28 protein-coding genes are annotated in these 26,364 nt (G+C 44.9%); 27 read left to right on the top strand and 1 reads right to left on the bottom strand.

Annotated elements, in window-relative coordinates:
- Nucleotides 1-2: 2 nt before the first annotated feature.
- The 27 genes from spoIIIAA (at nucleotide 3) to NST40_RS22290 (ending at nucleotide 24,167) form a co-directional block, all read left to right on the top strand.
- Entirely contained in the window at nucleotides 3-1,004 is a 1,002-nt protein-coding gene (spoIIIAA, locus tag NST40_RS22420) for a stage III sporulation protein AA (protein WP_342410004.1), read from the top strand.
- Complete coding sequence (gene spoIIIAB / locus NST40_RS22415; protein ID WP_076104383.1) at nucleotides 997-1,515, top strand: stage III sporulation protein SpoIIIAB; 519 nt, start codon at nucleotides 997-999, stop codon at nucleotides 1,513-1,515. Before spoIIIAA ends, spoIIIAB begins: the two co-directional genes overlap by 8 nt.
- 13 nt (nucleotides 1,516-1,528) lie before the next feature.
- Nucleotides 1,529-1,732: a stage III sporulation protein AC gene (spoIIIAC, locus tag NST40_RS22410; protein WP_036682849.1), complete on the top strand. Its 204-nt coding sequence runs from the start codon at nucleotides 1,529-1,531 to the stop codon at nucleotides 1,730-1,732.
- Nucleotides 1,733-1,739: 7 nt separating this feature from the next.
- The gene (gene spoIIIAD, locus NST40_RS22405; RefSeq protein WP_036682847.1) at nucleotides 1,740-2,129 is read left to right on the top strand and encodes a stage III sporulation protein AD; all 390 of its coding nucleotides are present in this window, start codon (nucleotides 1,740-1,742) and stop codon (nucleotides 2,127-2,129) included.
- 44 nt (nucleotides 2,130-2,173) lie between these two features.
- Nucleotides 2,174-3,406: a stage III sporulation protein AE gene (spoIIIAE, locus tag NST40_RS22400; protein WP_076218779.1), complete on the top strand. Its 1,233-nt coding sequence runs from the start codon at nucleotides 2,174-2,176 to the stop codon at nucleotides 3,404-3,406.
- A gap of 27 nt (nucleotides 3,407-3,433) precedes the next feature.
- A complete protein-coding gene (gene spoIIIAF, locus NST40_RS22395; RefSeq protein WP_076277676.1) occupies nucleotides 3,434-4,210 on the top strand; it encodes a stage III sporulation protein AF in 777 nt (258 codons plus the stop codon).
- Nucleotides 4,211-4,253: 43 nt separating this feature from the next.
- Nucleotides 4,254-4,898, top strand: coding sequence for a stage III sporulation protein AG (gene spoIIIAG, locus NST40_RS22390; RefSeq protein WP_175617305.1), 645 nt, complete (start codon nucleotides 4,254-4,256; stop codon nucleotides 4,896-4,898).
- Nucleotides 4,899-4,965: 67 nt separating this feature from the next.
- The gene (locus tag NST40_RS22385) at nucleotides 4,966-5,883 is read left to right on the top strand and encodes a SpoIIIAH-like family protein (protein ID WP_076277675.1); all 918 of its coding nucleotides are present in this window, start codon (nucleotides 4,966-4,968) and stop codon (nucleotides 5,881-5,883) included.
- Nucleotides 5,884-6,030: 147 nt separating this feature from the next.
- Nucleotides 6,031-6,540, top strand: a complete 510-nt coding sequence (gene accB / locus NST40_RS22380; protein ID WP_076098642.1) for an acetyl-CoA carboxylase biotin carboxyl carrier protein — start codon at nucleotides 6,031-6,033, stop codon at nucleotides 6,538-6,540.
- 54 nt (nucleotides 6,541-6,594) lie between these two features.
- Complete coding sequence (gene accC / locus NST40_RS22375; protein WP_076129648.1) at nucleotides 6,595-7,938, top strand: acetyl-CoA carboxylase biotin carboxylase subunit; 1,344 nt, start codon at nucleotides 6,595-6,597, stop codon at nucleotides 7,936-7,938.
- Nucleotides 7,939-8,053: 115 nt separating this feature from the next.
- Entirely contained in the window at nucleotides 8,054-8,470 is a 417-nt protein-coding gene (locus NST40_RS22370) for an Asp23/Gls24 family envelope stress response protein (RefSeq protein ID WP_076129649.1), read from the top strand.
- A gap of 74 nt (nucleotides 8,471-8,544) precedes the next feature.
- Nucleotides 8,545-9,084 carry an alkaline shock response membrane anchor protein AmaP gene (gene amaP, locus NST40_RS22365; RefSeq protein ID WP_036682827.1) on the top strand — a complete coding sequence of 180 codons (540 nt, stop codon included), beginning with the start codon at nucleotides 8,545-8,547 and terminating at the stop codon, nucleotides 9,082-9,084.
- Between the two features lie 15 nt (nucleotides 9,085-9,099).
- Complete coding sequence (locus NST40_RS22360; RefSeq protein WP_036682825.1) at nucleotides 9,100-9,333, top strand: DUF2273 domain-containing protein; 234 nt, start codon at nucleotides 9,100-9,102, stop codon at nucleotides 9,331-9,333.
- A gap of 257 nt (nucleotides 9,334-9,590) precedes the next feature.
- A complete protein-coding gene (gene nusB / locus NST40_RS22355) occupies nucleotides 9,591-10,043 on the top strand; it encodes a transcription antitermination factor NusB (RefSeq protein WP_036682824.1) in 453 nt (150 codons plus the stop codon).
- Between the two features lie 42 nt (nucleotides 10,044-10,085).
- Entirely contained in the window at nucleotides 10,086-10,943 is an 858-nt protein-coding gene (gene folD, locus NST40_RS22350) for a bifunctional methylenetetrahydrofolate dehydrogenase/methenyltetrahydrofolate cyclohydrolase FolD (protein ID WP_036682821.1), read from the top strand.
- An 11-nt stretch (nucleotides 10,944-10,954) separates the two neighbouring features.
- Nucleotides 10,955-12,334, top strand: coding sequence for an exodeoxyribonuclease VII large subunit (gene xseA, locus NST40_RS22345; RefSeq protein ID WP_076277674.1), 1,380 nt, complete (start codon nucleotides 10,955-10,957; stop codon nucleotides 12,332-12,334).
- Nucleotides 12,312-12,569: an exodeoxyribonuclease VII small subunit gene (gene xseB / locus NST40_RS22340; protein ID WP_036682818.1), complete on the top strand. Its 258-nt coding sequence runs from the start codon at nucleotides 12,312-12,314 to the stop codon at nucleotides 12,567-12,569. Before xseA ends, xseB begins: the two co-directional genes overlap by 23 nt.
- Nucleotides 12,556-13,503: a polyprenyl synthetase family protein gene (locus NST40_RS22335; protein ID WP_076277673.1), complete on the top strand. Its 948-nt coding sequence runs from the start codon at nucleotides 12,556-12,558 to the stop codon at nucleotides 13,501-13,503. Before xseB ends, NST40_RS22335 begins: the two co-directional genes overlap by 14 nt.
- Before the next feature lie 99 nt (nucleotides 13,504-13,602).
- Nucleotides 13,603-15,507, top strand: a complete 1,905-nt coding sequence (dxs, locus tag NST40_RS22330) for a 1-deoxy-D-xylulose-5-phosphate synthase (protein ID WP_036682816.1) — start codon at nucleotides 13,603-13,605, stop codon at nucleotides 15,505-15,507.
- Between the two features lie 45 nt (nucleotides 15,508-15,552).
- Nucleotides 15,553-16,455 carry a TlyA family RNA methyltransferase gene (locus tag NST40_RS22325; RefSeq protein ID WP_076277672.1) on the top strand — a complete coding sequence of 301 codons (903 nt, stop codon included), beginning with the start codon at nucleotides 15,553-15,555 and terminating at the stop codon, nucleotides 16,453-16,455.
- A 331-nt stretch (nucleotides 16,456-16,786) separates the two neighbouring features.
- Nucleotides 16,787-17,260, top strand: coding sequence for a hypothetical protein (locus NST40_RS22320; RefSeq protein WP_256719078.1), 474 nt, complete (start codon nucleotides 16,787-16,789; stop codon nucleotides 17,258-17,260).
- Between the two features lie 31 nt (nucleotides 17,261-17,291).
- Entirely contained in the window at nucleotides 17,292-17,741 is a 450-nt protein-coding gene (argR, locus tag NST40_RS22315) for a transcriptional regulator ArgR (protein ID WP_036682813.1), read from the top strand.
- Nucleotides 17,742-17,787: 46 nt separating this feature from the next.
- On the top strand, nucleotides 17,788-19,515 hold the full coding sequence (gene recN / locus NST40_RS22310; RefSeq protein WP_076129654.1) for a DNA repair protein RecN: 1,728 nt from the start codon (nucleotides 17,788-17,790) through the stop codon (nucleotides 19,513-19,515).
- Nucleotides 19,516-19,629: 114 nt separating this feature from the next.
- Entirely contained in the window at nucleotides 19,630-20,766 is a 1,137-nt protein-coding gene (gene spoIVB / locus NST40_RS22305; protein ID WP_076129655.1) for a SpoIVB peptidase, read from the top strand.
- 197 nt (nucleotides 20,767-20,963) lie between these two features.
- A complete protein-coding gene (spo0A, locus tag NST40_RS22300) occupies nucleotides 20,964-21,779 on the top strand; it encodes a sporulation transcription factor Spo0A (protein WP_036682806.1) in 816 nt (271 codons plus the stop codon).
- 723 nt (nucleotides 21,780-22,502) lie between these two features.
- Nucleotides 22,503-23,663, top strand: coding sequence for a YrpD family protein (locus tag NST40_RS22295; protein WP_076277671.1), 1,161 nt, complete (start codon nucleotides 22,503-22,505; stop codon nucleotides 23,661-23,663).
- Nucleotides 23,664-23,723: 60 nt separating this feature from the next.
- Nucleotides 23,724-24,167: a stalk domain-containing protein gene (locus tag NST40_RS22290; protein ID WP_076277670.1), complete on the top strand. Its 444-nt coding sequence runs from the start codon at nucleotides 23,724-23,726 to the stop codon at nucleotides 24,165-24,167.
- Between the two features lie 293 nt (nucleotides 24,168-24,460).
- Here NST40_RS22290 and NST40_RS22285 read toward each other — a convergent pair whose 3' ends face one another.
- Entirely contained in the window at nucleotides 24,461-26,203 is a 1,743-nt protein-coding gene (locus NST40_RS22285) for an ATP-binding cassette domain-containing protein (protein ID WP_076277669.1), read from the bottom strand.
- Nucleotides 26,204-26,364 lie beyond the last annotated feature (161 nt).

The raw sequence follows: 26,364 nt of genomic DNA, 5'->3' as shown, positions 1-26,364 counted from the left end.
GTATGGCAGATGATTGGCTGCAATTGTTTCCTGAAAAAGTAAGAGCGCTGTTAAAGTGCCTTCCCCTTCCGCTGCTAGGAATGGTGGAGGAGATTCGTGTCCGTGAAGGTCGTCCGCTGGAAATTAACTACTCTGGTAAATATCACTTTCTAAGAGTGAATGGCAGTTTGACGCAGAGGCCTGAAGAAGCTTACAAGCCGGATCGGGAAGACACTCATCGACTGCTAGACCTGATCAGCAACCATTCGCTATATACGATGGAAGAAGAGCTGAGAAAAGGATTTATTACGATTCCCGGCGGTCATCGGATAGGACTTGCTGGCCGGACAGTACTGAGTGGCGGAGGTGTAGAGCATCTTCGTGATATCACTGGCTTTAATGTCCGTATTGCTCGTGAGGTACCTGGAATCGCAGATGGAGTGCTGCCTTATTTACTGGACAAGGGGCGGCAGCGAATGATGCACACCTTGATTCTCTCCCCTCCACAACATGGCAAGACTACCCTACTCCGCGATCTTGCAAGACAAATCTCCTTAGGGGAATTGGGCAAGCGCGAAGGGATTAGACCGGGGCTGAAGGTGGGAATTGTTGACGAACGGTCTGAAATTGCTGGCAGCCGGCGTGGTGTTCCCGCCTTTGACGTGGGTCCTCGGACAGACGTTCTTGATGGGTGTCCCAAGGCAGAAGGCATGATGATGATGATCCGGTCGCTATCGCCAGAGGTATTAATCGCGGATGAGATTGGGCGTCCTGAAGATGCCGAAGCAGTTACCGAGGCACTGCATGCCGGAATATCTGTCATTGCTTCCGCTCACGGAAAAGATGTAACAGAGTTGGCTCGTAGGCCGGGTCTTGGAGGACTGCTGGAACAAAAGATGTTCGAGAGATATGTCATACTCCATCGTTCAGAAGCAGGCCTCACGTTTCGTATTCTGGATGGCCAGAAAAGAGGAATGCTGCTTATCTCTTCCGGGGATCGACTAGGCGGTGATTTGCATGCTTAAGCTGTTCGGTGCTGTGCTCATTGTGGTGGCTGGTACGCTTGCAGGTCTCCAGTTTGCTCGTCAATATGCAGACAGGCCCAGACATATCAGAGGTTTAATAGCAGCACTACAGCGGTTGGAAACAGAGATCATGTACGGCTTCACCCCACTGCCGGAAGCCATGCGGCGGATTGGGAATCAGTCGAAGGACCCGCTGAAATCGTTGTTTGTCAAAACAGCGGAGGAGATGAGTCCTCCCTATGACAGAAGCGCCCAGGATGCCATCCAGCGGGCGATGGAAGCATATTGGAAGTCTACCGCTATGAAGGGGACAGAAAGAGAGATTCTTCGCCAGCTCAGCTGTACTCTCGGCACAAGCGATAGGTCGAATCAGAGCACTCATATCGCGTTAGCATTGCAGCAATTGAAGCAGGAGGAGTCGGTGGCCAGAGAGGATCAAGGCAAATATGAAAAGTTAAGTAAAAGCCTGGGTCTGCTGCTTGGAGTACTGATCGTCATTTTGATCTTTTAGCGAGGTGCCAGGAATGAATATTGAAGTCAATGCGATTTTTCAAATTGCCGGCATTGGCATAATTATCGCCATGATCCACACGGTGCTCAAACAGATGGGAAAAGAGGATTTCGCACATTGGGTCACCGTGATCGGGTTCGTAGTCGTGCTGTTCATGGTGATTCGGATGCTGGACGGGTTGCTGCAGGAAATAAAAACGATCTTTCTTTTTCAATAGGCGTGCTATGGAGATTATTCAAGTTGTTGGGATTGGGCTGATATCGACCATATTGATTCTCGTACTGAAGGAACAAAAACCGATGTTCGCCTTCCTTCTTGCTACTACAACAGGAATTCTAATTTTTATGTTTCTGATCGGCAAGATCGGAATGATCCTCTCTACACTGGAGCGGGTGGCTGAGTCATCGGGGATGGAAATGATTTATTTGAAGACTGTTTTCAAAATCATCGGCATTTCCTATATCGCGGAGTTCGGTGCACAGATTGTACGAGATGCCGGTCAGGAATCGATTGCTTCCAAAATAGAACTCGCCGGAAAAGTGCTAATTATGGTACTAGCTGTACCCATTATTAGCATCATTATCGAAACCGTCATGAAACTACTGCCTGCTTAAAGCAATCGTGAAGAGAGCTGAGCAACGGATCGGGAGGAGAAATTATGCAAGAGCACAGTGTTTTCCGTCCTCCAAAACTAAAAATAATACTGCTGCTGCTTCCATTCTTTTTCATTCTATGGTTTGCAGGTACAGCTCAGAGTGTGCAAGCTTCCTCAACACCAGAATCCGGCAGTTCCTCCCCGGTAGACCAGTGGGTCAAAAGCCAGGTGAATAATTTACCCAAAGATAAAGTCGAGTCGTACTGGGATCAGCTGATGAAGGATTATGGTGGTTTTTTCCCGGACGGGGCCACACCAACGCTAATGGACATGCTGCTTCCAGGAGATAAGGGGCTCAGCTTAAAGGGTGTGTTATCTGGGCTTCTAGGCTTTATGTGGCATGAGGTACTGTACAACGGAAAGCTGCTCGTGACGATTGTGATGATCAGTGTGCTCAGCATGATTCTGGAGACGCTGCAAACCGCTTTTGAGCGAAAAACGGTCAGTAAGGTCGCTTATACGCTCTGTTATATGGTGGTGCTGGTAATTGCTGTGAACAGCTTCAATATCGCTATTGGTTATGCAAAGGATGCTATCGATCGGATGATCGATTTCATGATGGCGATGATTCCACTGCTGTTCGCGCTGCTGGCTTCGATGGGGAATATCGTTACGGTCTCCGTCACCCATCCGTTAATTGTTTTTATGATTCATACGGTTGGCACCATGATCCACACCCTTGTTTTTCCGCTTCTGTTCTTCTCGGCTGTGCTGCATCTGGTCAGCGCATTGTCGGAGAAATATAAACTAACCCAGCTGGCTAATCTGCTGCGAAACATCGGTGCTGGACTGTTAGGTGTACTGCTAACTGTGTTCCTAGGTGTAATTTCCGTTCGAGGGATAACAAGCTCAGTAACGGATGGGGTCACCATTCGGGCCGCTAAATATATTACAGGGAATTTTGTTCCGGTCATCGGCAAAATGTTCGCGGATGCCACAGACACAGTAATCTCAGCTTCACTGCTGGTGAAAAATGCGATCGGGTTATCGGGTGTCATTATCATATTGTTCCTGTGTGCTTTTCCGGCAATCAAAATCCTGGTGCTTGCCCTTATCTACAATATAGCCGCCGCTGTGATGCAGCCGCTGGGAGAGACGCCGATTGTGGTCTGTCTCCAGACGATTGGAAAAAGCATGGTATACGTGTTCGCTGCTTTGGCTGCTGTTTCCTTAATGTTTTTTATGGCGGTTACGATCATGCTGACTGCGGGCAATTTGACTGTAATGATGAGGTGAAGCAACCAAACTTTTAGGAGGGAAACCATGAGCTGGTTGGGCGGTTGGCTGCGGGAGATCATCCTGGTTGTGCTGTTGGCGTCATTTGTTGAATTGCTGCTCCCAAGCAAATCCATGGAGCGTTATGCAAGATTGGTGCTAAGTCTCCTAATCCTGCTCACGATGCTCAGCCCTATCGTCTCTCTCCTGAAAGGTGATGCAATCTCCGAACTGAGTGTCGCTATGGGACAGCAAGAGAAAGAGGGCAGTTTGTTCACTGGCGGAGGGAAGGGAGACCCATCCTTGGAACAGATTTTGGCAGATGGGCAAAAGCTTGCACAAGGCCGTCAGGAACAGAGTCTGCAGCTCGCTGCCGAAGAGGTGGCGGGTCAGATGAAAGAGCAGATTATCAGTGAGACCGGCAAACGCGGGGTTAATGTCACCGTAACGCTGGGCATGGGGAAGTCTGGCGGCACTGGTAACGAAGACGTTCCTGTCATTTCCAATGTAAGGGTCTCTATGCCTCAGACAACGGCTAACTCCCCGGGTACTTCCGGAGCTTCCAGCACAGCGACTACAGCACCCATTACAATCTCTCCTGTAGCACCTGTAGAAGTTAAAATTGGCGCTAATCCGGCAGATAACGTAGAGAGTGAAGCAACATCATCAGCTGAACCTAATAAAGCAGTGAACGGAACTGTAGCTGAAGACAGCGCGTCCTCGAGTGAAATGGAGTCCATTGTAAAGCTGCTGGAATTGAAGTGGGATTTGGATCCCAAAGTCATTCAGGTGGATGGCAGCGTGGCTAGTAACGTCAAATCATGAGCTTGATGTTTCTAAGAAACTATAATTTTTAGGAGGGATGGGAGTGAGCAATTGGCTGAAAAAGCTTGAGCAGTGGGCTGGGGGTGGGGCCGGAAGTCCGAAGAGAAGCCATACCTTTCGCTGGCTGATCATTCTGGGTCTGCTGGGCGCAGCGATCATGCTATTCAATTCCTTCGTCAATGTGAAGAGGATTGATAACGAGAATACAGGGCGTGAGCCGCCGGTGAATCAGTCCTCTCAAACGGCGCTGGTGCAGAGTGATCCAACCACAACGACCAATTCGTTCGACAGCATCGAACTAGCGATGGAGAACCGGATGAAGGAAATTTTGGAGAAAATCGTTGGCGTCGGTACAGTCGATATCATGGTTACAGTGGAGTCTACAGAAGAAATTGTCGTGGTGCGTAATATGAATGACTCCCAACAGCTTAGTGAAGAGACAGATGCCAGTGGGGGGAAACGTCATACGACACAATATACGAGGGATGGCGAAATCGTAACCTACTCGCAATCAGGGGACGAGACACCCATCGTGACGAAGCGAATCAAACCTCAGGTACGCGGCGTACTGGTAGTTGCCAAAGGGGCAGAGAACAAGGTTGTTCGTGGACTTGTCGAGCAGGCTATAGAAAAAGGCTTGAACGTCCCAATCCAGCGCATTTCAGTAGTACCACGCAAACAAGAGTAGCAGGAGAAAGTCAATAAGTGAGTGCTTCCGAAGCAGCCACTAGATTAAATTTTAGGAGGAATTAGGAATGAACGGCAAAAGACAAACGATATGGTTGGTTTCTATGCTTAGCTTGATGGTGGTCCTCTCTGCATACTATTTATTCACTGAAGACTCAGGTGCTTCGATTCCAAAAGACACGGCTGGCACAATGCAGGTTGATTCCCTGAAAGACACAGCAGGTGCAGCGTTGCCAACGGTTGGTGACAAAGGTGTTGTTGTGAACGAAGTTGTTAGTCAAGGCGATGTTGTTGCCGATGAAGGCGTTGTAGATAGCACTACTGGCGCCGCTACTACGGACGACAGCGCTACTGCCGCCAAAACGGATGACAGTGCTGCTACCGCTAAAACGGATGATATCACTACTACTGCTAAAACGGACGAAAGTACAACTACAGCTGCTAAGGACGATAGCAGTAAAGCTGCCGCAAATAGCAGTGACTCAGAGAAGGCAACAACCGACACTGCTGCTAAAGATGCCGCGAAAACAGATACATCTGCTAAAGATACAGCCGCAAATACAACAACCAAGACTCCAGCTAAAAATGACAAAGAAATTCTCGATGAAGTAGCTTCTCAAAGTGTATCGGCGAGCAGCATGTTCACTAACTACCTTTATGAACGTGAGCAAAAGAATCTTAAGAACCAACAAGACTTGCTTGCTTTGATTAATGACATGGACAAAACACCTGCTGATAACGCAGTCGCTCAAGAACAACTTCTTAATCTTGAAGAAAAAGAATCCAAAATTACCGGTATCGAAGAACAGCTTCAACAAAAATATGGCGAAGCGATTGTAAAGGAAGAAGCTGGAGACAGCTATAAAGTAGTCGTTCTCAGCGACAAACTGGATGTAAAGCAAGCGGTCAGCATCGTGGATCTCGTAATGAAGGAACTGAGTGTATCTCAAGATAAAATTAGTGTACAATACGTTTCTGAGCAATAATAAGCTGTACAATTAAAAGAAAAATGACGAAAGAGCTCGGGTTGCCCCGGGCTCTTTCCATTTTTACCGATTGTGATATAATACATAAAGTTATCTTGTCCGCTTAAGAAGTGGCTTCGAGAGAAAGCTGAAGGAGTGAACTGATATATGTTCAAGTTGAGCGAAATTAAGGAATTGATTAAATTGCTGGACCAGACCTCCTCTGTACATGAGTTGGAGATCGAAAGCGAAGGAATGAAGCTTGCAATTCGCAAACCGGATCGCCCTGAAGCTGATGGAACAGCAGTACAGGCGACTCCTTATGCTGCCTATCCCTTTACGCCTGCCCCGCAGCCGCAGAGCGTACCGCAAGTATCCTATCCGGTAGTAGGTGAAGTTCCTCCAGCGCAGCAGCCACAAGCAGCTGCAGAAGGCAAACTACATAAAATTGTGTCTCCAATGGTGGGGACCTTTTATAGTGCCGCTTCTCCGGAAACGCCTTCGTTTGTTAATGTTGGAGACCGTGTAAGTGAAAAATCAACGGTTTGCATTATTGAGGCGATGAAACTGATGAATGAGCTGGAAGCGGAGATTAAAGGTGAAATCGTGTCTGTACTTGCTGAGAACGGTCAGCTTGTAGAATACGGTCAACCACTATTCTTGGTTAAACCGGAATAAATACCGCAGACTACTTAAGGAGCGGAAGCTTCGCAAAACTTTGGGAGGAAACGCATGAACATTCAAAAAGTGTTGATTGCCAACCGCGGCGAAATCGCGGTCCGCATTATTAGGGCCTGCCGTGAACTGGGCATTTCCACCGTCGCGGTCTATTCAGAACCCGACCGGGATTCACTGCATGTCCGGTTGGCTGATGAAGCTTACTGCATCGGTCCGATGCCGGCCAAGGACAGCTATCTGAACTTTACAAATATTATGAGTGTAGCCACCTTAACGGAATGTGATGCCATCCATCCTGGCTATGGATTTTTAGCTGAAAATGCGGATTTTGCAGAGATTTGTGAATCTTGCAATATTATCTTCATAGGACCTTCTCCAGATGCCATAAACCGTATGGGTGACAAGGCTGTGGCGAAGGAAACCATGAAACTGGCTGGAGTTCCGATTATCCCGGGCTCAGATGGTCTTGTAGGCGATGTAGAGGAAGCTGTCATGCTGGGCCGCGATATTGGTTACCCGATCATCGTTAAGGCTACTGCAGGTGGCGGAGGTAAGGGAATACGGATTGCTGAGGACGAGGAATCTTTGGTGAAGCAGATTACTGCTGCACAACAGGAAGCACAAAAGGCGTTTGGTAACGCTGGTGTATATCTGGAGAAATTCCTAACAGGCATGAAGCATGTAGAGATTCAGATTATTGCAGATAAACATGGCAATGTAGTGCATTTAGGTGAACGGGACTGCTCCGTGCAGCGTCGTCGCCAAAAGCTGATTGAAGAGGCACCTTGTTCAGTGCTCACACCGGAAATTCGGGAAGCAATGGGTAATGCAGCAGTTCGAGCAGCACTTGCCGTGAATTATTCGGGAGCCGGAACACTTGAATTCCTGCTTGGACCGGATGGACAGTTCTACTTCATGGAGATGAATACCCGTATTCAGGTTGAACATCCAGTAACAGAAATGGTTACAGGTGTGGATTTGATTAAGGAAATGATCTCTGTAGCAGAAGGCAATCCGCTGTCATTCACTCAGGAAGATATCGTGATTAATGGCTGGTCCATTGAATGCCGTATAAATGCTGAAGATCCTGAGCGTAATTTCATGCCTTCACCAGGAAAAATCGGCTTTTATTTGCCACCAGGAGGCCTTGGCGTTCGTGTAGATAGTGCGGCGTACCCAGGATATACGATTTCCCCTTTCTATGATTCTATGATTGCAAAACTGATTGTCTGGGCTCCTACACGTCAGGAAGCGGTTGCGAAGATGAAGCGCGCCTTGGCTGAATTCGCCGTGGAAGGCATTCATACCACCATCCCTTTCCATCAGAAACTGTTGGAGCATCCTGTATTTTTGGATGGTAACTTTGACATTAAGTTTCTTGAAGAGTATGAAATTTAGGACGACTTCGGTTTGTTTGTCATAAAGTTCGTCAAATGATATAGTATGTTTAATAAGAGACGTGCTTTACGCTTGAAATCATGAACAATCTTTCTTGAAAGGTGTGAAGTCTAAAATGAGTACATTGCCGACAGAATACGAACGGACGGAAATCGGTGAAATCCAGATTGCTCCTGAAGTAATCGAGGTTATTGCAGGTCTGGCGACCGTTGAGGTTAAAGGTGTAGCAGGTATGAGCGGCGGATTCGCCGGTGGTATTGTTGAACTTCTTGGACGTAAGAATCTGTCCAAAGGAGTTAAAGTAGAGGTTGGACAACGTGAAGCTGCGGTGGATGTTTCTGTAATTATTGAATATGGCAATCGCCTTCCTGAAGTGGCTGCTGAAATTCAACGTAATGTTAAGCGCTCCATCGAGACTATGACTGGTCTGACTGTTGTGGAAGTGAATGTGCATATTCATGATGTGCAATTCAAGAACAACAACACTGTAGACAAGAACGAAGAAACAGAAACGATTCTTCGTGTGAAATAGCAGTCATCGTTCTTCCATAAACCCCCGACAGCAAAGTCGAGGGTTTACTCTAATTTAAGGAGGTTATGAGACTCGTGGCAAAAATTTTGGACAGACTTTTGCTGTTTGTCTACAGCTTAAGTATCGGAATACTATCTGTTATTGCCATCCTCCTCTTAAGCGGTGCGATTCCTAGAACTTTGGAGATTGAGAATGGACCAGCAGCTTATATTACAGCAATAATAGTAGCAGTTGTCTTGTTCCTTCTGAGCATCCGATTTTTCTACATCTCTCTGCGCCGTGATCGCGCTTCATTGCCTTCGGTCGATCAGCGTACAGAGTATGGGGATATCCAGATTTCAATGGAAACTATTGAGAATCTGAGTCTTAAGGCTGCCGGTAAAGTGAAGGGAATCAGAGATCTCAAGTCACGTATTCGTGTCTCGCAGGCTGGCCTTGAAATTACAATTCGTGCAGTAGTGGACGGTGAGCATTCATTACCGCTGCTTACGACAGAAGTACAACGTCAGGTGCATGATTTTGTGCAGGAGACAACCGGCATTCCGGTTGCTGATGTGTCTGTATATATTGCTAACCTCACGCAGTCTCCAAGCTTCAAAAGTCGAGTGGAATAGAGGTGAGTTTCCCTTATGTCTTGGAAAGAAGTATGGGAAAGTCACGGGGGTAGAATCGCCGGAGTGACTTTCGGCATTGGTCTGGGTTTGATTTATTTAATTTGCGGTTTTTGGGATATGCTGTTCTTTGCACTGGTAGTGTTCATCGGATATACGCTCGGCAAAAGAAAGGATACCGCGCAAGCGCCCCTGTTTCAATGGCAGGAGTTGGTTTCGCGATTATCCGGACGCTGGCGTCCCTTTAAGTGAACCGCGATAGTCTTTTTCCCGGAGCAGGAAACCGTAAGTTTGTGTTGTCCGTTGCCCCCGGAAGAAAGGCTTTGCGGTTTTTTTGCGACAAGGGATAGGTATATTTGCGAGCTTCCTCTGAAGGTATCTTCGCTTTGTGCAATAATCCTCACAGGATTAGGGAAAGAATGAATAAGTGTGAAGCGATATTTGGGTTGTAGACGTTGTTGCAGTACAAGTGAATATTTTAATGCGATATAAGATTTTAGGAGGAACACATGAAAAGACGTATAGCTAGAGAGATTATTGTCCAAAGCCTGTATCAGATGGAAATGAACGATGTGGAAAGCGCGGAAGCCGTAGAAATGCTGCTCGAGGAAGCTTCAGAAGAGAATGAAACCGAACGTGTAATCACGGACGAGATTCAGCTTAAACACTATGTGGTAGAGCATGTGAATGGGGTATGGGAGCACAAGGTAGCGATCGACGATATACTTGAACATTACCTGAAGGGCTGGCAAATGAGCCGTCTGTCACGTGTGGATCGTCAGATTCTACGTTTAGCAGCGTATGAAATGGTGTTCGCCAATGATGTGCCTGCGAAGGTTGCGGTGAATGAAGCGATCGATTTGGCCAAGCATTTTGGAACGGATGATTCCGGGAAGTTTGTTAACGGAGTACTCGGCAAGATGATCCAAGAGATAGATACTATTAAAGCTGACCATTCTTAATTTATAAACCATAGTAAAGTATATAAAAGGGGAGAGACTAACATGACAGCAGCAATCATCAGTGGTAAACAAGTATCCGAGGAAATTCGTATTAGCATTGCCCAAGAGGTTGCTGAACTGGCGAAACGCGGCGTAAAGCCCGGTTTGGCTGTTATTCTAGTAGGTGAAGACCCGGGATCTCAGGTTTATGTTCGCAATAAGGAGAAATCTTGTATCAGCTTAGGATTCCATTCGGAAGTGCATAAATTGGATGAATCCACTTCTCAAGAAGAACTTCTGGCACTGGTAGCAGAGCTAAACGGACGCGATGATATCGACGGAATTCTGGTTCAACTCCCATTGCCTAAGCATATCGAGGAGAAGGCTGTTATTGATGCAATCTCCGTGGAAAAGGATGTAGACGGCTTTCACCCTGTCAATGTAGGCAACCTGGTCATCGGTGCCGACAGTCTTCTTCCATGTACTCCTGCAGGAGTAATCGAACTGATCAAACGTACAGGAACAGGTATGGCAGGTAAACATGCCGTTGTAATTGGTCGTAGCAATATTGTAGGAAAGCCAGTTTCCCTCTTGTTGCAACGCGAAAATGCTACCGTAACTATGTGCCATTCCCGTACCGCTAATATGCAAGAGATTAGCCGTCAAGCGGATATTTTGGTTGTAGCGATCGGACGAGCTAATTTCATTGATGCTTCCTATGTGAAGCCGGGTGCTGTTGTCATCGATGTGGGCATGAACCGTCTGGATAACGGTAAACTCGCAGGTGATGTTGATTATGAAAGTGCAAAAGAAGTTGCCGGATACATCACGCCTGTTCCAGGCGGGGTTGGTCCGATGACTATTACAATGCTGATGAGCAACACGCTGATTGCGGCTAAACGCCGTCACGGCCTGGAATAGGGGTAAGATTCATGGCGGCAGAGCGGCAGGTTTATTCGATCAAAGAACTCAACCGTTATATCCGCATGAAGCTAGACTCGGATAATTTACTTTCGGATGTGTGGATTCGCGGAGAGATATCCAACTTTACACATCATGGCAGCGGGCATATGTATTTTACACTTAAGGACGAGAGCAGCCGCATTAAAGCGATTATGTTCGCTTCTCATAACCAGCGGCTGCCTTTTATTCCGAAGGAAGGCGCTCGGGTAATTGCCAGAGGTAATGTGACCGTCTATGAACGGGATGGGCAATATCAGTTCTACGCCACACATATGCAGCCTGATGGGATTGGCAGTTTATATCTGGCCTATGAGCAGCTGAAGAGCAAGCTTGAAAAAGAAGGCCTTTTTGCAGAAGCTCGCAAGCGTTCGTTGCCGCGGTTCCCGAAGTGTATTGGTGTGATTACTTCCCCAACAGGAGCAGCTGTACGAGATATTGTGATTACGCTTCAGCGGCGGTTTCCGCAGGTAGCTATTGTAATCTATCCTGTACTGGTGCAAGGCAAAGGCGCTGCGCCTTCGATAGTGAAGGCGATTGGTGCGCTGAACGCCATGGGTGAAGCCGACGTGCTTATCGTCGGCCGCGGCGGCGGTTCGCTGGAGGAGCTGTGGGCATTCAACGAGGAGGAAGTCGCGCGAGCGATATCGGCATCAAGGATTCCGGTCATCTCGGCCGTCGGCCACGAGACCGATTTCACGATTGCCGATTTCGCCGCCGACCTCCGCGCGGCTACGCCCACAGCGGCCGCTGAGCTGGCCGTGCCTCACGCCGGCGAGCTAGCTGCGCAGCTTCGCCAACTGCAGCAGCGGCTGCGCCAGGCGCTGCAACAACGCGCCCAGCATGGACGCGAGCGCCACTCGGTGCTGCAGCGCTCGCTGGCGCTGGCAGGCCCGCGCCGCACGCTGATTCAGCACACGCAGCGGCTGGACATGCTGCGTGTGCGGCTCCAGCGCTCAGCGGATGCACGGCTCAGCCGTTCCCGCGAGCGCAAGGCGGTGCTGCATCACAGTCTGCAGCGGTTCCATCCGCGCGATAGTGTTGCCGCAGCACGTCAGCTCACAGACAGTCTGCGCCGTGAGTTAATGGGCGCTATGCAGGCTCGTTTGCAGGAGAAGCGATCTCGCTATGTGGCGGAGATCCGCCATTTGGATGCGCTTAGCCCGCTTAAAGTAATGTCACGAGGCTACAGCTTAGTGTATGACGAGGCGGAAGAACATTTAATCAAATCGCTGACTGAAGTACAGCTTGGCGATCTTGTGGTGATAAAGATGAATGACGGACAGCTGAACTGCCAAGTATGGGGGATGAAGGAGGATGGCAAAGACGATGACGAAGGAAGCGGAACTTGATTTTGAAGGCGCTATGGACCGACTGGAAGAAATCGTTCGTGAGCTTGAACACGGCGACGTTCCTCTGGAGAAGGCCATCGATTTATTTCAGCAGGGCATGAAGCTATCGCAGCTTTGCGGCAGCAAGCTGGAACAAGTAGAGCGTAAGATCGAAATGATTACCCAAGAGGACGGAGAACTGCGCAAAAAGCCGTTTGGTGCACGTCTGGAAGGGGACGCCGATGAATCGCTTTGAGAATGATCTGGAGGGAAGCTCCGCAAGTGAAAGCATGCGGCAGCCGCTGGAGGATTACATCGCGTCGATAAGTGATTTGCTCTCACATAAGCTTGAGACTATTCTTCCCGCAACTTGGACGGTTCCAGAAAATTTACAGCAAGCGATGAAGTATTCGCTAATGGCAGGAGGCAAACGCCTCCGGCCGCTGCTTGTGATCGCTGCTTGTGAATCACTGGGAGGCAGCCGTGAAGCAGCCTTGCCTGTTGCTGCTGCGATTGAGATGGTACATACCTACTCGTTGATTCATGATGATCTGCCTGCCATGGATAATGATGATTATCGGCGCGGCAAGCTGACGAATCATAAAGTCTTTGGTGAAGCATCGGCTATTCTTGCGGGTGATGCGCTTTTGACCCATGCTTTTTACAGTGTGGTACAAGCCTCACGTAAATTTGGCATTCCTGCTGAAAATGTTTTATCCATAGTAGAGGATCTGGCGGAAATGGCAGGTCCACGCGGCATGGTCGGCGGTCAGATTGCAGATATGGAAGGCGAGCAAGGACTAACAGATCTAGCGCAGCTGAAATATATTCATCTGCATAAAACCGGAGATTTAATTATTTTTTCGCTGTTAGCCGGCGGACGTATTGCAGGGGCAACAGAGAAGCAGCTTGAGGCTCTGCGTGATTTTGGCACTAGCATCGGACTCGCTTTTCAAATTCAGGATGATATTCTTGATTTGGTTGGTGATGAAGGCAAGCTTGGTAAAAAAACAGGCAGCGATATCAAGCAGCAGAAGGTAACCTACCCTTATTTTATTGGGTTGGAGGAATCTCGTGCTGAGGTGAAGCAGCTTACAGAAGCAGCCCGAAATGCTGTGCTGAATGGCGGTTTTTACGACAACCAGCGCCTGCTGGAAATTGCAGATTATTTAATGGCACGTGATCACTAAGTATGAACTTTCGAAGCGGCTGTATTTCGACAGCCGTTTCGTTTGTGTTATAATGGTTTTTATATATTTTACAACATCTAGGAAAGCGGGGAACTATTCGTGCTGCTTCCACAAATAAATGATCCACAACAACTGAAATCACTGTCAGTCGAAGAATTAACTACTCTTGCAGAGGAAATTCGACGATTTCTGATTGAGAAGCTTACAGCAACCGGCGGGCACCTCGGTTCTAATCTGGGGGTGGTGGAGCTCACGCTGGCCTTACATTATTGCTACAACAGTCCTCGTGACAAAATGATCTACGACGTTGGCCACCAAGCCTATGTCCACAAAATACTGACCGGCCGTCAAGATCGCTTTGATACCCTGCGCAAATATCAGGGATTGTGCGGCTTTGTTAAGCGCTCTGAAAGCGAACATGATGTATGGGAGGCTGGACATAGCAGCACCTCTTTGTCGGCAGCTATGGGGATGGCTATGGCTCGTGATCTAAAAGGCGAAGACAACAAGGTGATTGCCGTGATTGGTGACGGTGCGCTTACCGGCGGGATGGCTTTTGAAGCGCTTAACCACATCGGCCATGAGAAGCGTAAGTTGATGGTTATTTTGAACGATAATGAAATGTCGATTGCTCCGAATGTAGGGGCGATGCACAATTATTTAAGCAAAATTCGTTCGGACCGTCATTATTTGCGTGCCAAAGACGAGGTTGAAGGGCTGCTTAAGAAGATTCCGGCCATCGGTGGACGATTAGCGAAAACCGCTGAACAATTAAAAAACAGTCTTAAATATATGATGGTTCCTGGAGTATTGTTTGAAGAGCTTGGCTTTACGTATCTTGGGCCAGTGGATGGACATGATCTGGAGAAAATGATTGACACCTTCCATCAAGCAGATAACGTGGCGGGTCCTGTGCTTGTGCATGTGCTGACGACCAAAGGCAAGGGCTACAAACCGGCTGAGACTGATTTTTATAAATCGCATGCCATTTCGCCTTACAAAATTGAGTCAGGTCAGGCACTTAAAGCTGTAGGTCCTCCAATGTACACCGAAGTATTTGGCAGTACGCTGATTGAGCTGGGACGTGAAGATTCGCGTCTGATTGCAGTTACTCCTGCGATGCCAGGCGGTTCAGGTTTGTTTCCTTTTGCAAAGGAATTCCCGGATCGCATGATTGACGTGGGGATTGCAGAGCAGCATGCAGCAACCTTGTGTGCAGCTTTGGCTATGGAAGGGATGAAGCCGGTATACGCCGTGTATTCTACCTTCATGCAGCGTGCCTATGATCAGATCGTCCATGATATTTGCCGCCATAATGCCAATGTTATGTTCGCCATTGACCGTGCTGGATTTGTGGGTGCGGATGGTGAGACTCATCAGGGTGTGTACGATGTTGCTTTTATGCGCCATATCCCTAATATGGTTATGATGATGCCAAAAGACGAAAATGAGCTGCGTCATATGATGAAGACGGCACTTGAATATAATGACGGTCCAATTGCTTACCGCTATCCGCGTATTAATGGAACAGGTGTGGCAATGGACGCTGAACTGCATACCCTTCCTATAGGATCATGGGAACGACTGCGTACAGGAGAAGGATATGCTGTAGTGGCATGTGGTCCTATGGTTCAAGTGGCTGAAGAAGCCGCTGATTTGCTGAAGCGGGAAGGAATTCAGGTGGGCGTTGTGAATGCGCGTTTCCTGAAGCCGCTTGATAATTCCATGCTTCTGGATTTGGCTCATGCTGGAACCAATATGGTTGTTATTGAAGAGGCTTGCCAAGCGGGAAGTCTCGGCAGTGCGGTATTGGAGTTCTACGCGGAGCATGAAATTTATGACGCCCGTGTACATCTGATGGGTGTGCCCGACATCTTCGTGGAGCATGGCTCCATTAAAGAACAACGTCAGCAAACAGGCCTTACCGTAGAAGCGTTATGTGCACGTATCAAGTCCATGATGGCTCTAAGTGCTTATAATTACAAAACGACTTCGTCTTCCTAAGTGGAAGCCGGAAATTAGTAACCCTTGAACGATCAGGAGATGACCATGGAACACCGTAAAGAACGGATTGATGTACTGCTTGTGGAGCAAGGTTTTTATGAAAGCCGGGAGAAAGCTAAAGCTGCTATTATGGCAGGGTTGGTGCTCGCGGATGAGGAACGTATTGAAAAAGCTGGCATGAAGGTCTCGCGGGAGTCTACCCTTAAGGTTAAAGGTTCTGTGCATCCGTATGTCAGTCGTGGGGGCCTAAAGCTGGAGAAGGCTCTTCGCCAATTTAATATTGATCTTACCGGGCGGAACATGCTGGACATTGGTGCTTCCACTGGCGGCTTCACAGATTGTGCGCTTCAGAATGGTGTAAGCCATGTATACGCCATTGATGTTGGCTATAACCAGCTGGATTGGTCACTGCGGAATGATGAGCGAGTGAGCGTTATGGAGCGTACGAACTTCCGGTATATGACACCTGCAGATTTGCAGGGTCCTGTTCCGGACTTTGCCAGTATTGATGTATCTTTTATATCCTTAAAAATAATTCTCCCACCCCTCAAAGCCTTGCTGCAACGTCCAGCAGATATCGCTGCACTCATCAAGCCTCAATTTGAGGCTGGACGTGAGAAGGTTGGAAAATCAGGTGTGATTCGTGATTCCGCTGTCCATAAAGAGGTTTTGATTAATGTACTGACTATGGCTGCAGAGTTAGGATTCGGTCTCCATGGATTGACTTTTTCGCCAATTACAGGCGGGGAAGGCAATATTGAGTTTCTTGCTCATTGGAGACTGATGCCAGAAGTGGCGGAAGGCGAAGAATCATCCGTACAGCCGGCAGCTGCTGTTGCAGCAGTCATTCCAGTGGAGGACTTTCCATCCCTTGCTGATGAAGTGATTAAGCAGGCTACGGGTACTTTTAATGTGAGTTCTACTCATGGAAACTCCGCGCGCCGTTAGAGCTTTATGAACACCCCGTCAACCTCAAATGGTCAGCGGGGTGTTTTTTTTGAGCGGGAAGTCTGAAGAGTTCAACCTTGAAAATTCCTCTTCATCTGTTAAGATTGAGGGAGCAGATTTGCTCAAAGGGATTGAATTTATTAAAATAAAGACCCGGTATAAAATCCGGGTCTTTATATTTTGAATCTTTTTTTGGATTTACTGTGCTCGTTGTAATTGTAAATTGCTGAATTAGCGAATAATATCAATTATGCGGAAAGCTTATAAAAAGACAGCTTAGAAGCAGGATTTACCAGGGCTTCACGCGAATAAATCACCGAGGTGATTGATAGTGGCGGGTAGCTCTGACAAGGTCGTTATGGCGTTTATTGGGGTAGCATTATCGATTTTTATAATATATCGGATATATGTATGGCTGCAGAATTCTCCGCGTTCTTTTATGAAGGATCAAATTCCGTTCAATAAAGTGATTATTCCACATCCCTCTATTGATATACTTGAGGATGAAGGATATGAGGTCGTTGGAGGGAAATTAAAAATCCCCTTGTCTTTCAACGTAAATGGGGCGCAGATGTATAGCCGGTTATTTATAGATTATGTGGCGACAAAAGAGGAAGGATCTTTATATTTAGTTATCCTTTCCAGACCACGCAAGCCTTTGGATTTCACTGGCAGTGGCTTACGTGATACCTTGCTTCCCTACCTGCTGATCTATCCGGAATGCAGCGGCGTTCTATATGTTAATGTAGCAACAGCATCGATCCATGTCATTAAGCTTGGCAAAGACGACGGAGAATCAAACTGAGTCCATATTTTTTATATACCAGGAGGCAACAATGAAGGGACAACGACATATTAAGATTCGTGAAATTATTACACAAAAGGATATCGAGACACAGGACGAGCTTGTGGAAGCCTTGCGGGAATCAGGTTTTCAAGTTACTCAAGCCACAGTATCTCGAGATATAAAAGAGCTGTTGCTCATCAAGGTACCCATGGATGATGGAAGATATAAATATTCACTTCCAACGGATCAACGGTACAATCCCATTCAGAAGCTTAAGCGCGTTCTTGTGGATAATTTTGTGCAGATCGATTCCTCGGCTAATCTTGTGGTGATGAAATGTTTACCAGGCACGGCTAACTCTGTCGCTGCTTTAATTGATAATATTGACTGGCCGCAAATTATGGGAACCCTTTCTGGTGATGATACAATCCTTATCATTTGCCGTTTACCTGAGGACAGCAAGACCGTAATTTCACAAATCATGGGTTATATTTCTTAATTATAATTAATCAGATGCCTGTCATCTTCTCGGAGGTGCTCTATTAGTGTTAGAAACCTTGTCTATACGCAATCTTGCCGTCGTTGAGGCGGTAGATGTGCATTTTTATCCTGGCTTCCACGTGCTTACGGGGGAGACCGGGGCAGGTAAATCCATTATTATTGATGCGCTTGGATTGATTGTTGGAGGCCGCGGTTCTGCGGATTCCATTCGTTATGGTTGTGAAAAAGCGGAGATGGAGGCGCTCTTCAGTCTTCCCAGCGGTCATCCCGTTTGGGAGACTTTGGAGCGTCTTGGCATTGAGGCCCAGCGCGAGGAGCATCTTATTATACGACGCGAGCTTACCTCTCAAGGTAAAAGTACATCACGTGTAAATGGGCAGATGGTCAATCTTACCATGCTTCGCGAGATCGGTGAGCAGCTGGTTAATATACACGGCCAGCATGAGCACCAGAACTTGCTGAAAGCGGAACGGCATCTGGGACTGCTGGATACATACGGAGAACCGATTATTGGTCCGCTAAAGGCAGTTTTTCAGGAAAGGTATTCTGCCTTCGCGAAGGTGGAGAAAGAGCTGCGAGAGCTGCAGGAATCCAGCCAGAAGGCATACCAAATGCTTGACTTATATCGTTTTCAGCTTGAAGAAATTTCATCCGCCGGATTAAAACCGGGAGAAGATGAATTACTTACCGAAGAACGGGTCAAACTATCCCACAGTGAGAAAATGATGGATTCCGTATCGGGTGCATATGAGCTGCTTTACGACAGACAAGGCTTGGAATCGATCGGTAATGTTATTTCCAGACTTGAGGATGCAGTTCGTTACGATGAGAAGGGTCTGCGAACAGTGCTCGAACAGCTGCAGTCCTCATATTACCAGCTAGAGGATGCTGCTTTTCAGCTTCGTGATTACCGGGAAAATATCGAGTTCAATCCGATGCGACTTGAAGAAATCGAGAATCGTTTGGATTTGATCACTGGACTCCGACGTAAATATGGAGAAAGTGTAGAACAGATTTTGGCTTATTATGAACAAATTCACCGGGAAACTGATTTGCTTGAGAATAAAGATGAATATCTGGAGAAACTGACGGCGAAGCGCGATTCGTTGCTGTCTGTATTAATGGAAGCAGCTACGGAATTAAGTGAAGCACGAAAGCTTTGTGCTGCTGATCTGGCCACCCAAGTGGAGGGTGAGCTCAAAGACCTTCAAATGGAAAGAACCTCGTTGCAGGTCAAATTGGACAGGCTGGAGGACCCGCGTGGAGTCGAATACAATGGTCGGCGTATTCGCCTCACAAGACAAGGGATAGACAGCGCAGAATTTATGATATCCCCTAACCCGGGCGAACCCCTGAGACCTCTTGGCAAAATTGCCTCTGGTGGTGAGCTGTCGCGTATTATGCTGGCAATGAAAAGTATTTTTGCGCGCCATGATGCAATTCCAGTTTTAATTTTTGACGAAGTGGATACTGGTGTCAGCGGCAGAGCTGCTCAGTCCATCGCAGATAAGCTGTTTAAGCTGTCCTCTACCTGTCAGGTGTTCTCCATTACTCACTTGCCGCAGGTGGCTTGTATGGCTGACCATCAGTACTTAATCCGCAAAAAGGTTGAGGATGGAAGAACCATGACTGAAGTGGAATCCCTAACGAACGATGGACGTGTAATGGAGCTGGCCCGGATGCTGGGTGGCGTAGAAATTACCGAAAAAACATTGCATCACTCGCAGGAAATGCTTAATCTGGCCGAGGCAAGTAAGGCTGCAACAAGCTAAGCGGAGCAATGATTGACAGTAATAAAAGCCTGGGGGCAAGGTTATCTTATAGGTACGCAATTGGCGACCACCTTTTTCGTCAAGCGAAAGAAGCAAAAGGGAGCGTGACAGCCATTGAAGCCTAACCTCAGGAAGTTAATGCCAGGCCTTTTATTTGCCTTCTTTCTTAGTTTATCGGGCATAACGGGAACAAATCTAAGTTCTGCTGCACCACTGCAAGGTGAACCAGCCAAGGTGACTGCACAAGGAATTCATTCCGAGCTTAAGGTGATCCCGGGAGGTCAAACGATCGGTGTGAAAGTGAAATCAGCAGGTGTTTTGGTTGTTGGTCATCATCTGATTGAAGTATCCGAGAAAACTAAGCTTTCCCCAGGAGAGGTCAGCGGTTTAGTGCCGGGTGATCTGATGATCTCCATGAATGGTGAGAAATTGGACGAGTTGTCCAAGGTGGCCAAGCTGGTGGATCGTGCTGGTAAAGCGAATAACCCCTTGACCATTGTCTTCAAACGCGGAGGTAAAGAGCATACAGCTAAGTTAAAGCCCGCGTATGACATTCATGACAAAGTGTGGCGGTTAGGCCTGTACATTCGTGATTCAGCAGCGGGTGTCGGCACATTAACTTTTTATGCTCCCGAGCAAGGTGTATATGGAGCTTTGGGACATGTGATTACAGACATGAATACCGGTACTCCAATTGTTGTAGGCAGTGGTCATATTGTTCAGTCCAGTGTCACCTCCATATCCAAAAGCCAGGATGGCGATCCGGGCGAGAAACGAGCGCATTTTTTGAAAGAAAGCCAAGTGCTTGGAAATGTGGAGAGCAATACTGACTTCGGCATCTTCGGTAAAATGAGCTCCAATCCCGAGCACAGTCTTTACAAAGAACCTATCCCCGTGGCGATGAGCGATCAAGTCAAGGAAGGTCCTGCTGAGATCCTAACTGTAGTTGATGGTCAGCAGGTGGAGCGGTTTAAGGTTGAGATCATTCATGTAGCACATCAGCAAACGCCAGCCACTAAAGGAATGGTGCTGCGGATCACCGATCCACGCCTTATTGATAAGACAGGCGGTATCGTTCAAGGTATGAGCGGAAGTCCTATCGTACAGGATGGCCGCCTCATCGGAGCCGTAACTCATGTATTTGTAAATGATCCTAAGTCCGGTTATGGGTGCTTCATCGAATGGATGCTTCAAGATTCAGGTGTGACCAAACAGGAGAATAGGTATTCATTAAATCTTAAGGCGGTTTAGCCTTAAGATTTTTTGTCGAACGATTACGAAGAACCTCGAACATTGAGATAAAATATTTAATTATAATCCAACGCAGAAAAAAAATAAAGAAAAATAATTTTCGACAGAAGGGAATTCGATCTCCATGTCGAAAACGTAAGAGACAAGAAAAAAATGTTATTTTCGAATAGCAGATATAATTAAGGAGGAAGCAGCCAGTGCAGAATATTGAAGTGTTGTTGGCCGATGATAACAGGGAATTTACGAATTTGCTTTCCGAGTACATTTCTGAGCAAGAAGATATGACCGTAACGGGTATCGCCTACAATGGTGAAGAAGTGCTTCAAATGCTTAGCGAAGCGCGTAAAATTCCCGATGTTCTTATTCTTGATATCATCATGCCGCATTTAGACGGCCTAGGTGTATTGGAACGTCTACGTGATATGGATCTGAATCCTCAACCGAAGATCATCATGCTGACTGCTTTTGGTCAGGAGAACATCACTCAAAGAGCTGTACAGCTTGGTGCATCCTATTATATTTTGAAACCGTTCGATATGGAGGTCCTGGCAAATCGTGTACGTCAGCTTGTCGGCTCTCAAGGCAGCATGAGCTCCTCCTCCAACATGTACAATTATTCGTCGACGTCCAGATCGAATGTAGTGCCGCTCTCTAAGGGCAAGAACCTCGACGCTAACATTACCTCGATCATCCATGAAATCGGTGTCCCAGCGCATATCAAGGGCTATCAGTACCTGCGTGAAGCGATCACCATGGTATATAACAATATCGAGATCCTTGGTGCGATTACGAAGACACTCTACCCAGCAATCGCTGAGAAGTTCAAAACCACGCCTTCACGCGTAGAACGCGCGATCCGCCATGCGATTGAAGTCGCTTGGACACGTGGCAACATTGACTCCATTAGCCATTTATTCGGCTACACCATTAATATCTCCAAATCTAAGCCTACTAACTCGGAATTTATTGCCATGGTAGCAGATAAGCTGCGGATTGAGCATAAGGTTAGTTGAAAGGGTTAGGGGCAGTACGTGGTAAGGAATTGTAGGTTGCTGGTAGGTGTTTACAGTCAGTATATAAAAACCGATAAACTTGTTTTGAAACCGATAAACTTTTTCCATCTCACCCGATAAACCTATATGGTTTATTGGGTTTTGTTTTTGTAGGTAAAGAGACGGAGGATTTGTATGAAGTTATCGGATTTGGAGTTTTTCTTAGAAGACTTTTTAGCATATTGTCAGAACAAAAATTTATCACGTAAGACCATTAACTCTTATGAACAATCTTTAAAGTTAATTCTTAAAGAATCAGCATGATGTGAATAAGGAGAATTATTTAAAAATCCTGTTGAGAATATCTCACAAATAAAAACTGTAAGAGGATAGAAAAGGGGATATGTTAAGAAGAGTTTAATTGATTATTTAAGCACTGTTTCTTATAGAGGAAGCGAGATTGCGATAAAAGCACTTAATGATTCAAAATATCTGCTGAGTTTTCACCCGAAGCAATCTGCAAAGTAGCTCTGATTTCACTGATTTCTTTACGATGAAATTGGGCTTTTATTATATAGCGAATTAAGAAAAAATTTAGGAATTTTATATTTTGACTATTAGATAATAATATAGCGAAAATCGCATTATTATAGTAAAAAAATACAAAATATTACAAGGGAATATATTCTATTTTATTTATCTGATGTGACATACAATTATCTCATTCCAAAAGGAGGTAATTATATGAATTATAGTAAAAAAATATTAACTAGTCTTCTTATTTCAAGTTTTGCGGTTTTCCCTGTTTCAGCTTTTGCTGACGACACTTTACCAACTTCAAGTCTGGAGTTGGCAGAGATTAATGTGGTGCATCAAGAGACTCAAAAGGTTGCCGATTATCAACTTGCTGCCGTACTACAAATTGCTAAAAATGCTGTTGAAGAAGAAAGAGATAGTAAAGTAGCTTTTGCAAAAAGTGCTGACCAAACTACTTATGATTACATTACTTTCGATGAACAATATACTTATTTTTATGAAGAGTCGGCTAATGCTGCCCCAGAATTATGGGTAGTAGATAAGACAGATACTAATGTGGAAAGTCTTCTAGCGGGAAATGTTAATGAATTTAATGAGGCTAACAGTATTAACGTCGCTCCTAGAGCTGGATTTATTGGGGATGGTGTAGGCGGTAGAATGAATGTTAATACTACTGGTAGCTATCTTATGGCACTAATGCAACTACCATTAGCGGACAGTAATATAGTGAGTCTGGATAGACCGAATCATATTGCTTTTAACTATGGTGGATTTGAATATACTACGACTGTTACCGATGGTATTGGTTCTTGGGCAGCTGACATGGGTGTGGAACTTTATAATAATTTAGGGCCAAGTGCTACGTCTTATGGATGGAACCCAGTAATAATTCTCAAGAAAAAAAATCGTCCATATGTAAGTGAGACAAATACAGGTTGGGATCAATATCAAAGCGCTACTTTCGATCCTAGCTATAATCAAGTACAAACAAAAAATGGTTATAAACCTGGCACAGCTCCATTAATGTATTTTTGGTACAATTATAATGGAAAAGTAAGAATCAAAATTGATGGAACATCTATTTGTCCAACACTCGGGGGCTATTCTCTTCAAGACACACCAAATATAACAATAATGGAATCAAATGCAAGCTGGAATATTGCCTCAATAAGCAGATGGAAACTGTTATCAACTGTTTGGTCTAAAACTGATACAGGAAAAAATAGAACGACTTTTTCTAATATCAAAGTTGACGGAACACCTATTTCTAGCAGTGCATTATCAGGCCCACTGAACGATCATTCGAATGTCACTGTCAGTGGAAATAATGTAATTACAATTGTTGTAAATAGTGACATTTACAATTAAAATAATGGACAGTAGATACTTTTGTGTCTATTGTCCATTATTATTTAAAGGAGGAATCGTATGAAGGTAGTTTTTAAAGCAATCTTACTTACATCTGTTATTACGTTAATGCTAGGAGGGACTGGCGTAAACGCTTCACGCAGCAAGCCAGTCATTTACATTAATGATGAAAAGTTAGACATTTATGCAAATGTCACTTATCTTGGAACAACTCTTGTCCCTATGCGACCCATTTTTGAAAAGTATGGAATGTCGATTGAATGGGATAATAACACAAAAACTGTGACAGCATCAAAAGATAATAAAGTTATAGTGTTAACAAATAATTCTTATGATGCATTATTAAATGGAGAAAATGTTGTATTAAATCAAGCACCATCACTTGAACCTACGAGTAATATCTTTTATGTAAATCTGAGATTTATTTCTGAAGCATTGGGGGCAAAAGTGAATTGGGAAAAAACAGAGAATGATGCTAAGATTCACATTGATTTTGCAAAGTAGTTTTTATTTATTATCATAAATATCAAATAATAAACTACCGTTGATATGGAATGGCGTTTATTATTTGCGTTATATTATAAATTTGGTAGTAATTTAAAATGATTAGTTAGAAAATATCTCCTGCTTAAAGAACGTATGCTCGGTATATAATGCATATACAAAAACAAATATTCTTTAAGGGGGATGTTGGCATAGATTTCTAATGATAAGTGAACCACTGTCCACTTGACAGGGAGCATATCATTTATCAGTGTCTTTTTAATAGACATTTTTCCACCAGAGGATTGTAATTTTTAAAGTAACTTAATCAGCTCTTCTAGCTCGTCAACCATACCTTTCGCAAGTTCAAAATTATTGTCTTTTAAAGCTAATTCTATTTTCATTTCAACTGCTTTTTTATTTTGTTCATTTTCTAAATAATCTTTATCAAAATGACTGGCATAAATCATCTTTCTGAATTTTCGCATACTCATTTTTCTAATCGTCTTCTCGTCAATGATTAGTACATAATCCATCCCATTTACTACAGAATAGAAATCATGAGAAATCATGAGAATCGCACCTTTATAGTCTTCAATGGCTTTCTCCAGTGCGATTTGTGTATAGGTGTCTAAATGGCTTGTCGGTTCATCAAGAAGCAATAAGTTTGCTTTGCTAGCAGAAACTTTTGCCAATTGCAGTATATTTTTTTCGCCACCAGATAAAGATTCTATCTTTTGAGTAAGAATTTCTCCTTCAAAGCCATAGTTTGAAAGATGTGCTCTAATCTCGTCATAAGTTGCAAACCCGGCATCGATGAAGTCTTCTAGTATGGTATTAGAATCCTTTAGCACTTCGTCTTGAAGCTGAGAAAGATAAGCCACTTTAATGTCAGCATTTATTTCAATTGAATCATGATTATTTTTAAAGATATCTCGGAGTAAAGTCGTTTTCCCGGTACCGTTTGGACCGATAAGGGCTACTTTATCTGTAGGTTTCATCTCAAAGTTAACATTTTCTAAAATCAACTCATCAAAGGAAACACTATAATTATTCACATTTAAAACAGTGATGTCATCTCCAATTTCATTGTCCACACCAAAACTGATTTTTGGTTGCTTAATATCAACGAATGGCGCTTTAATTTTTCGCGCTTCCAATCTTTCTTGAAACTTAACCCTAGCTTTTAACGCTCTCCCTCTAGATGCTTCTGAATTATAGGTTGCGATCGCTCTAAGATTATCAATAATGTTATCGTATCTCTCTATTTCTTCTTGTTCAGCGACTGCGATTTCTTGTAACTCAATTTTCGTCTGAAGTAATGAGAAGTTATACTCAATATATCGCCCATCGAACTCTTGGATCTCCATGTTTTCAAGGTGTATAATTTTGTTAAAACAATGATTTAATAGATAACGGTTATGCGTAACAACTAGCAATATTCCTTTGTGAGCATTAATCAGATTTTTAAGTGCATTTAGGTTTTCAAAATCTAAAAATACATCGGGCTCATCCATAATCATTAAGTCTGGACTAGTCAGCATTTCCTTCATCACTTGAATAAGTTTGAATTCCCCACCACTTAGGTCGGATACCCTAACATCTTTTAGCTTCAAGAGGTTGGCTAAATTTAGTTTCTTATTAATATTGCTTTCAAAATCATTTCCATCCATTAAATCAAAGGCATCTAGAGCTAATTGATACTTTTCGAGTAATGAATCAATATCTGACGATGTTTCCATTTCAGTTAGAATCGCTGTTATTTCATTTTGTATCTTAATAAATTCTTCTCCTATATATTCAAAAACGGTTGTTTCTTTAGATTTGTCTAGTTGCGAAAACTGACTTACATACCCGATTTTGCAGGTGGGGTCCATCTCTAGCTTGCCTTCGAACAAATATTTTTCTGGATCCATCAGGATATCGATCAGTGTACTTTTACCACTGCCGCTTGTTCCTATAAAAGCGCAATGTTGTGCCTCTTCAAGCGTAAATGAAATGTTTTTATATAGGTCTTTTTGCGGGAATGCGAAGGATAAGTTATCAACTTTTATCATAGTGTTACCTTTCTTAACTAAAAATAGTGACTATTATAAGATGTATTGAAGAGTACAGATTTTGAGTTTACCGTTGATAGAGTAACACTGTTTACAAGCAACTTCAATCATTTCGCATTAAAGGTATCAAAATCATCTGATAATACAATCTTACAGACTAA

This window comes from Paenibacillus sp. FSL R10-2778 (genome assembly GCF_038593035.1).
Taxonomy (GTDB): domain Bacteria; phylum Bacillota; class Bacilli; order Paenibacillales; family Paenibacillaceae; genus Paenibacillus_AQ; species Paenibacillus_AQ odorifer.
The sequence above is the reverse complement of the archived record's forward strand: the minus strand, read 5'-3'. Positions and strand labels throughout refer to the sequence as shown.

What these genes read in the sequence shown, in the direction of transcription:
- NST40_RS22285 (WP_076277669.1), bottom strand. Translation starts at nt 26,203, where the DNA reads ATGATAAAAGTTGATAACTTATCCTTCGCATTCCCGCAAAAAGACCTA.
- NST40_RS22295 (WP_076277671.1), top strand. Translation starts at nt 22,503, where the DNA reads ATGAATTATAGTAAAAAAATATTAACTAGTCTTCTTATTTCAAGTTTT.
- NST40_RS22360 (WP_036682825.1), top strand. Translation starts at nt 9,100, where the DNA reads ATGTCTTGGAAAGAAGTATGGGAAAGTCACGGGGGTAGAATCGCCGGA.
- NST40_RS22370 (WP_076129649.1), top strand. Translation starts at nt 8,054, where the DNA reads ATGAGTACATTGCCGACAGAATACGAACGGACGGAAATCGGTGAAATC.
- xseA (WP_076277674.1), top strand. Translation starts at nt 10,955, where the DNA reads ATGGCGGCAGAGCGGCAGGTTTATTCGATCAAAGAACTCAACCGTTAT.
- spoIIIAB (WP_076104383.1), top strand. Translation starts at nt 997, where the DNA reads ATGCTTAAGCTGTTCGGTGCTGTGCTCATTGTGGTGGCTGGTACGCTT.
- NST40_RS22325 (WP_076277672.1), top strand. Translation starts at nt 15,553, where the DNA reads ATGGAACACCGTAAAGAACGGATTGATGTACTGCTTGTGGAGCAAGGT.
- spoIIIAA (WP_342410004.1), top strand. Translation starts at nt 3, where the DNA reads ATGGCAGATGATTGGCTGCAATTGTTTCCTGAAAAAGTAAGAGCGCTG.
- NST40_RS22290 (WP_076277670.1), top strand. Translation starts at nt 23,724, where the DNA reads ATGAAGGTAGTTTTTAAAGCAATCTTACTTACATCTGTTATTACGTTA.
- accB (WP_076098642.1), top strand. Translation starts at nt 6,031, where the DNA reads ATGTTCAAGTTGAGCGAAATTAAGGAATTGATTAAATTGCTGGACCAG.
- accC (WP_076129648.1), top strand. Translation starts at nt 6,595, where the DNA reads ATGAACATTCAAAAAGTGTTGATTGCCAACCGCGGCGAAATCGCGGTC.
- spoIIIAD (WP_036682847.1), top strand. Translation starts at nt 1,740, where the DNA reads ATGGAGATTATTCAAGTTGTTGGGATTGGGCTGATATCGACCATATTG.
- spoIIIAF (WP_076277676.1), top strand. Translation starts at nt 3,434, where the DNA reads ATGAGCTGGTTGGGCGGTTGGCTGCGGGAGATCATCCTGGTTGTGCTG.
- folD (WP_036682821.1), top strand. Translation starts at nt 10,086, where the DNA reads ATGACAGCAGCAATCATCAGTGGTAAACAAGTATCCGAGGAAATTCGT.
- nusB (WP_036682824.1), top strand. Translation starts at nt 9,591, where the DNA reads ATGAAAAGACGTATAGCTAGAGAGATTATTGTCCAAAGCCTGTATCAG.
- NST40_RS22335 (WP_076277673.1), top strand. Translation starts at nt 12,556, where the DNA reads ATGAATCGCTTTGAGAATGATCTGGAGGGAAGCTCCGCAAGTGAAAGC.
- argR (WP_036682813.1), top strand. Translation starts at nt 17,292, where the DNA reads ATGAAGGGACAACGACATATTAAGATTCGTGAAATTATTACACAAAAG.
- xseB (WP_036682818.1), top strand. Translation starts at nt 12,312, where the DNA reads ATGACGAAGGAAGCGGAACTTGATTTTGAAGGCGCTATGGACCGACTG.
- spoIIIAE (WP_076218779.1), top strand. Translation starts at nt 2,174, where the DNA reads ATGCAAGAGCACAGTGTTTTCCGTCCTCCAAAACTAAAAATAATACTG.
- spoIIIAC (WP_036682849.1), top strand. Translation starts at nt 1,529, where the DNA reads ATGAATATTGAAGTCAATGCGATTTTTCAAATTGCCGGCATTGGCATA.
- NST40_RS22385 (WP_076277675.1), top strand. Translation starts at nt 4,966, where the DNA reads ATGAACGGCAAAAGACAAACGATATGGTTGGTTTCTATGCTTAGCTTG.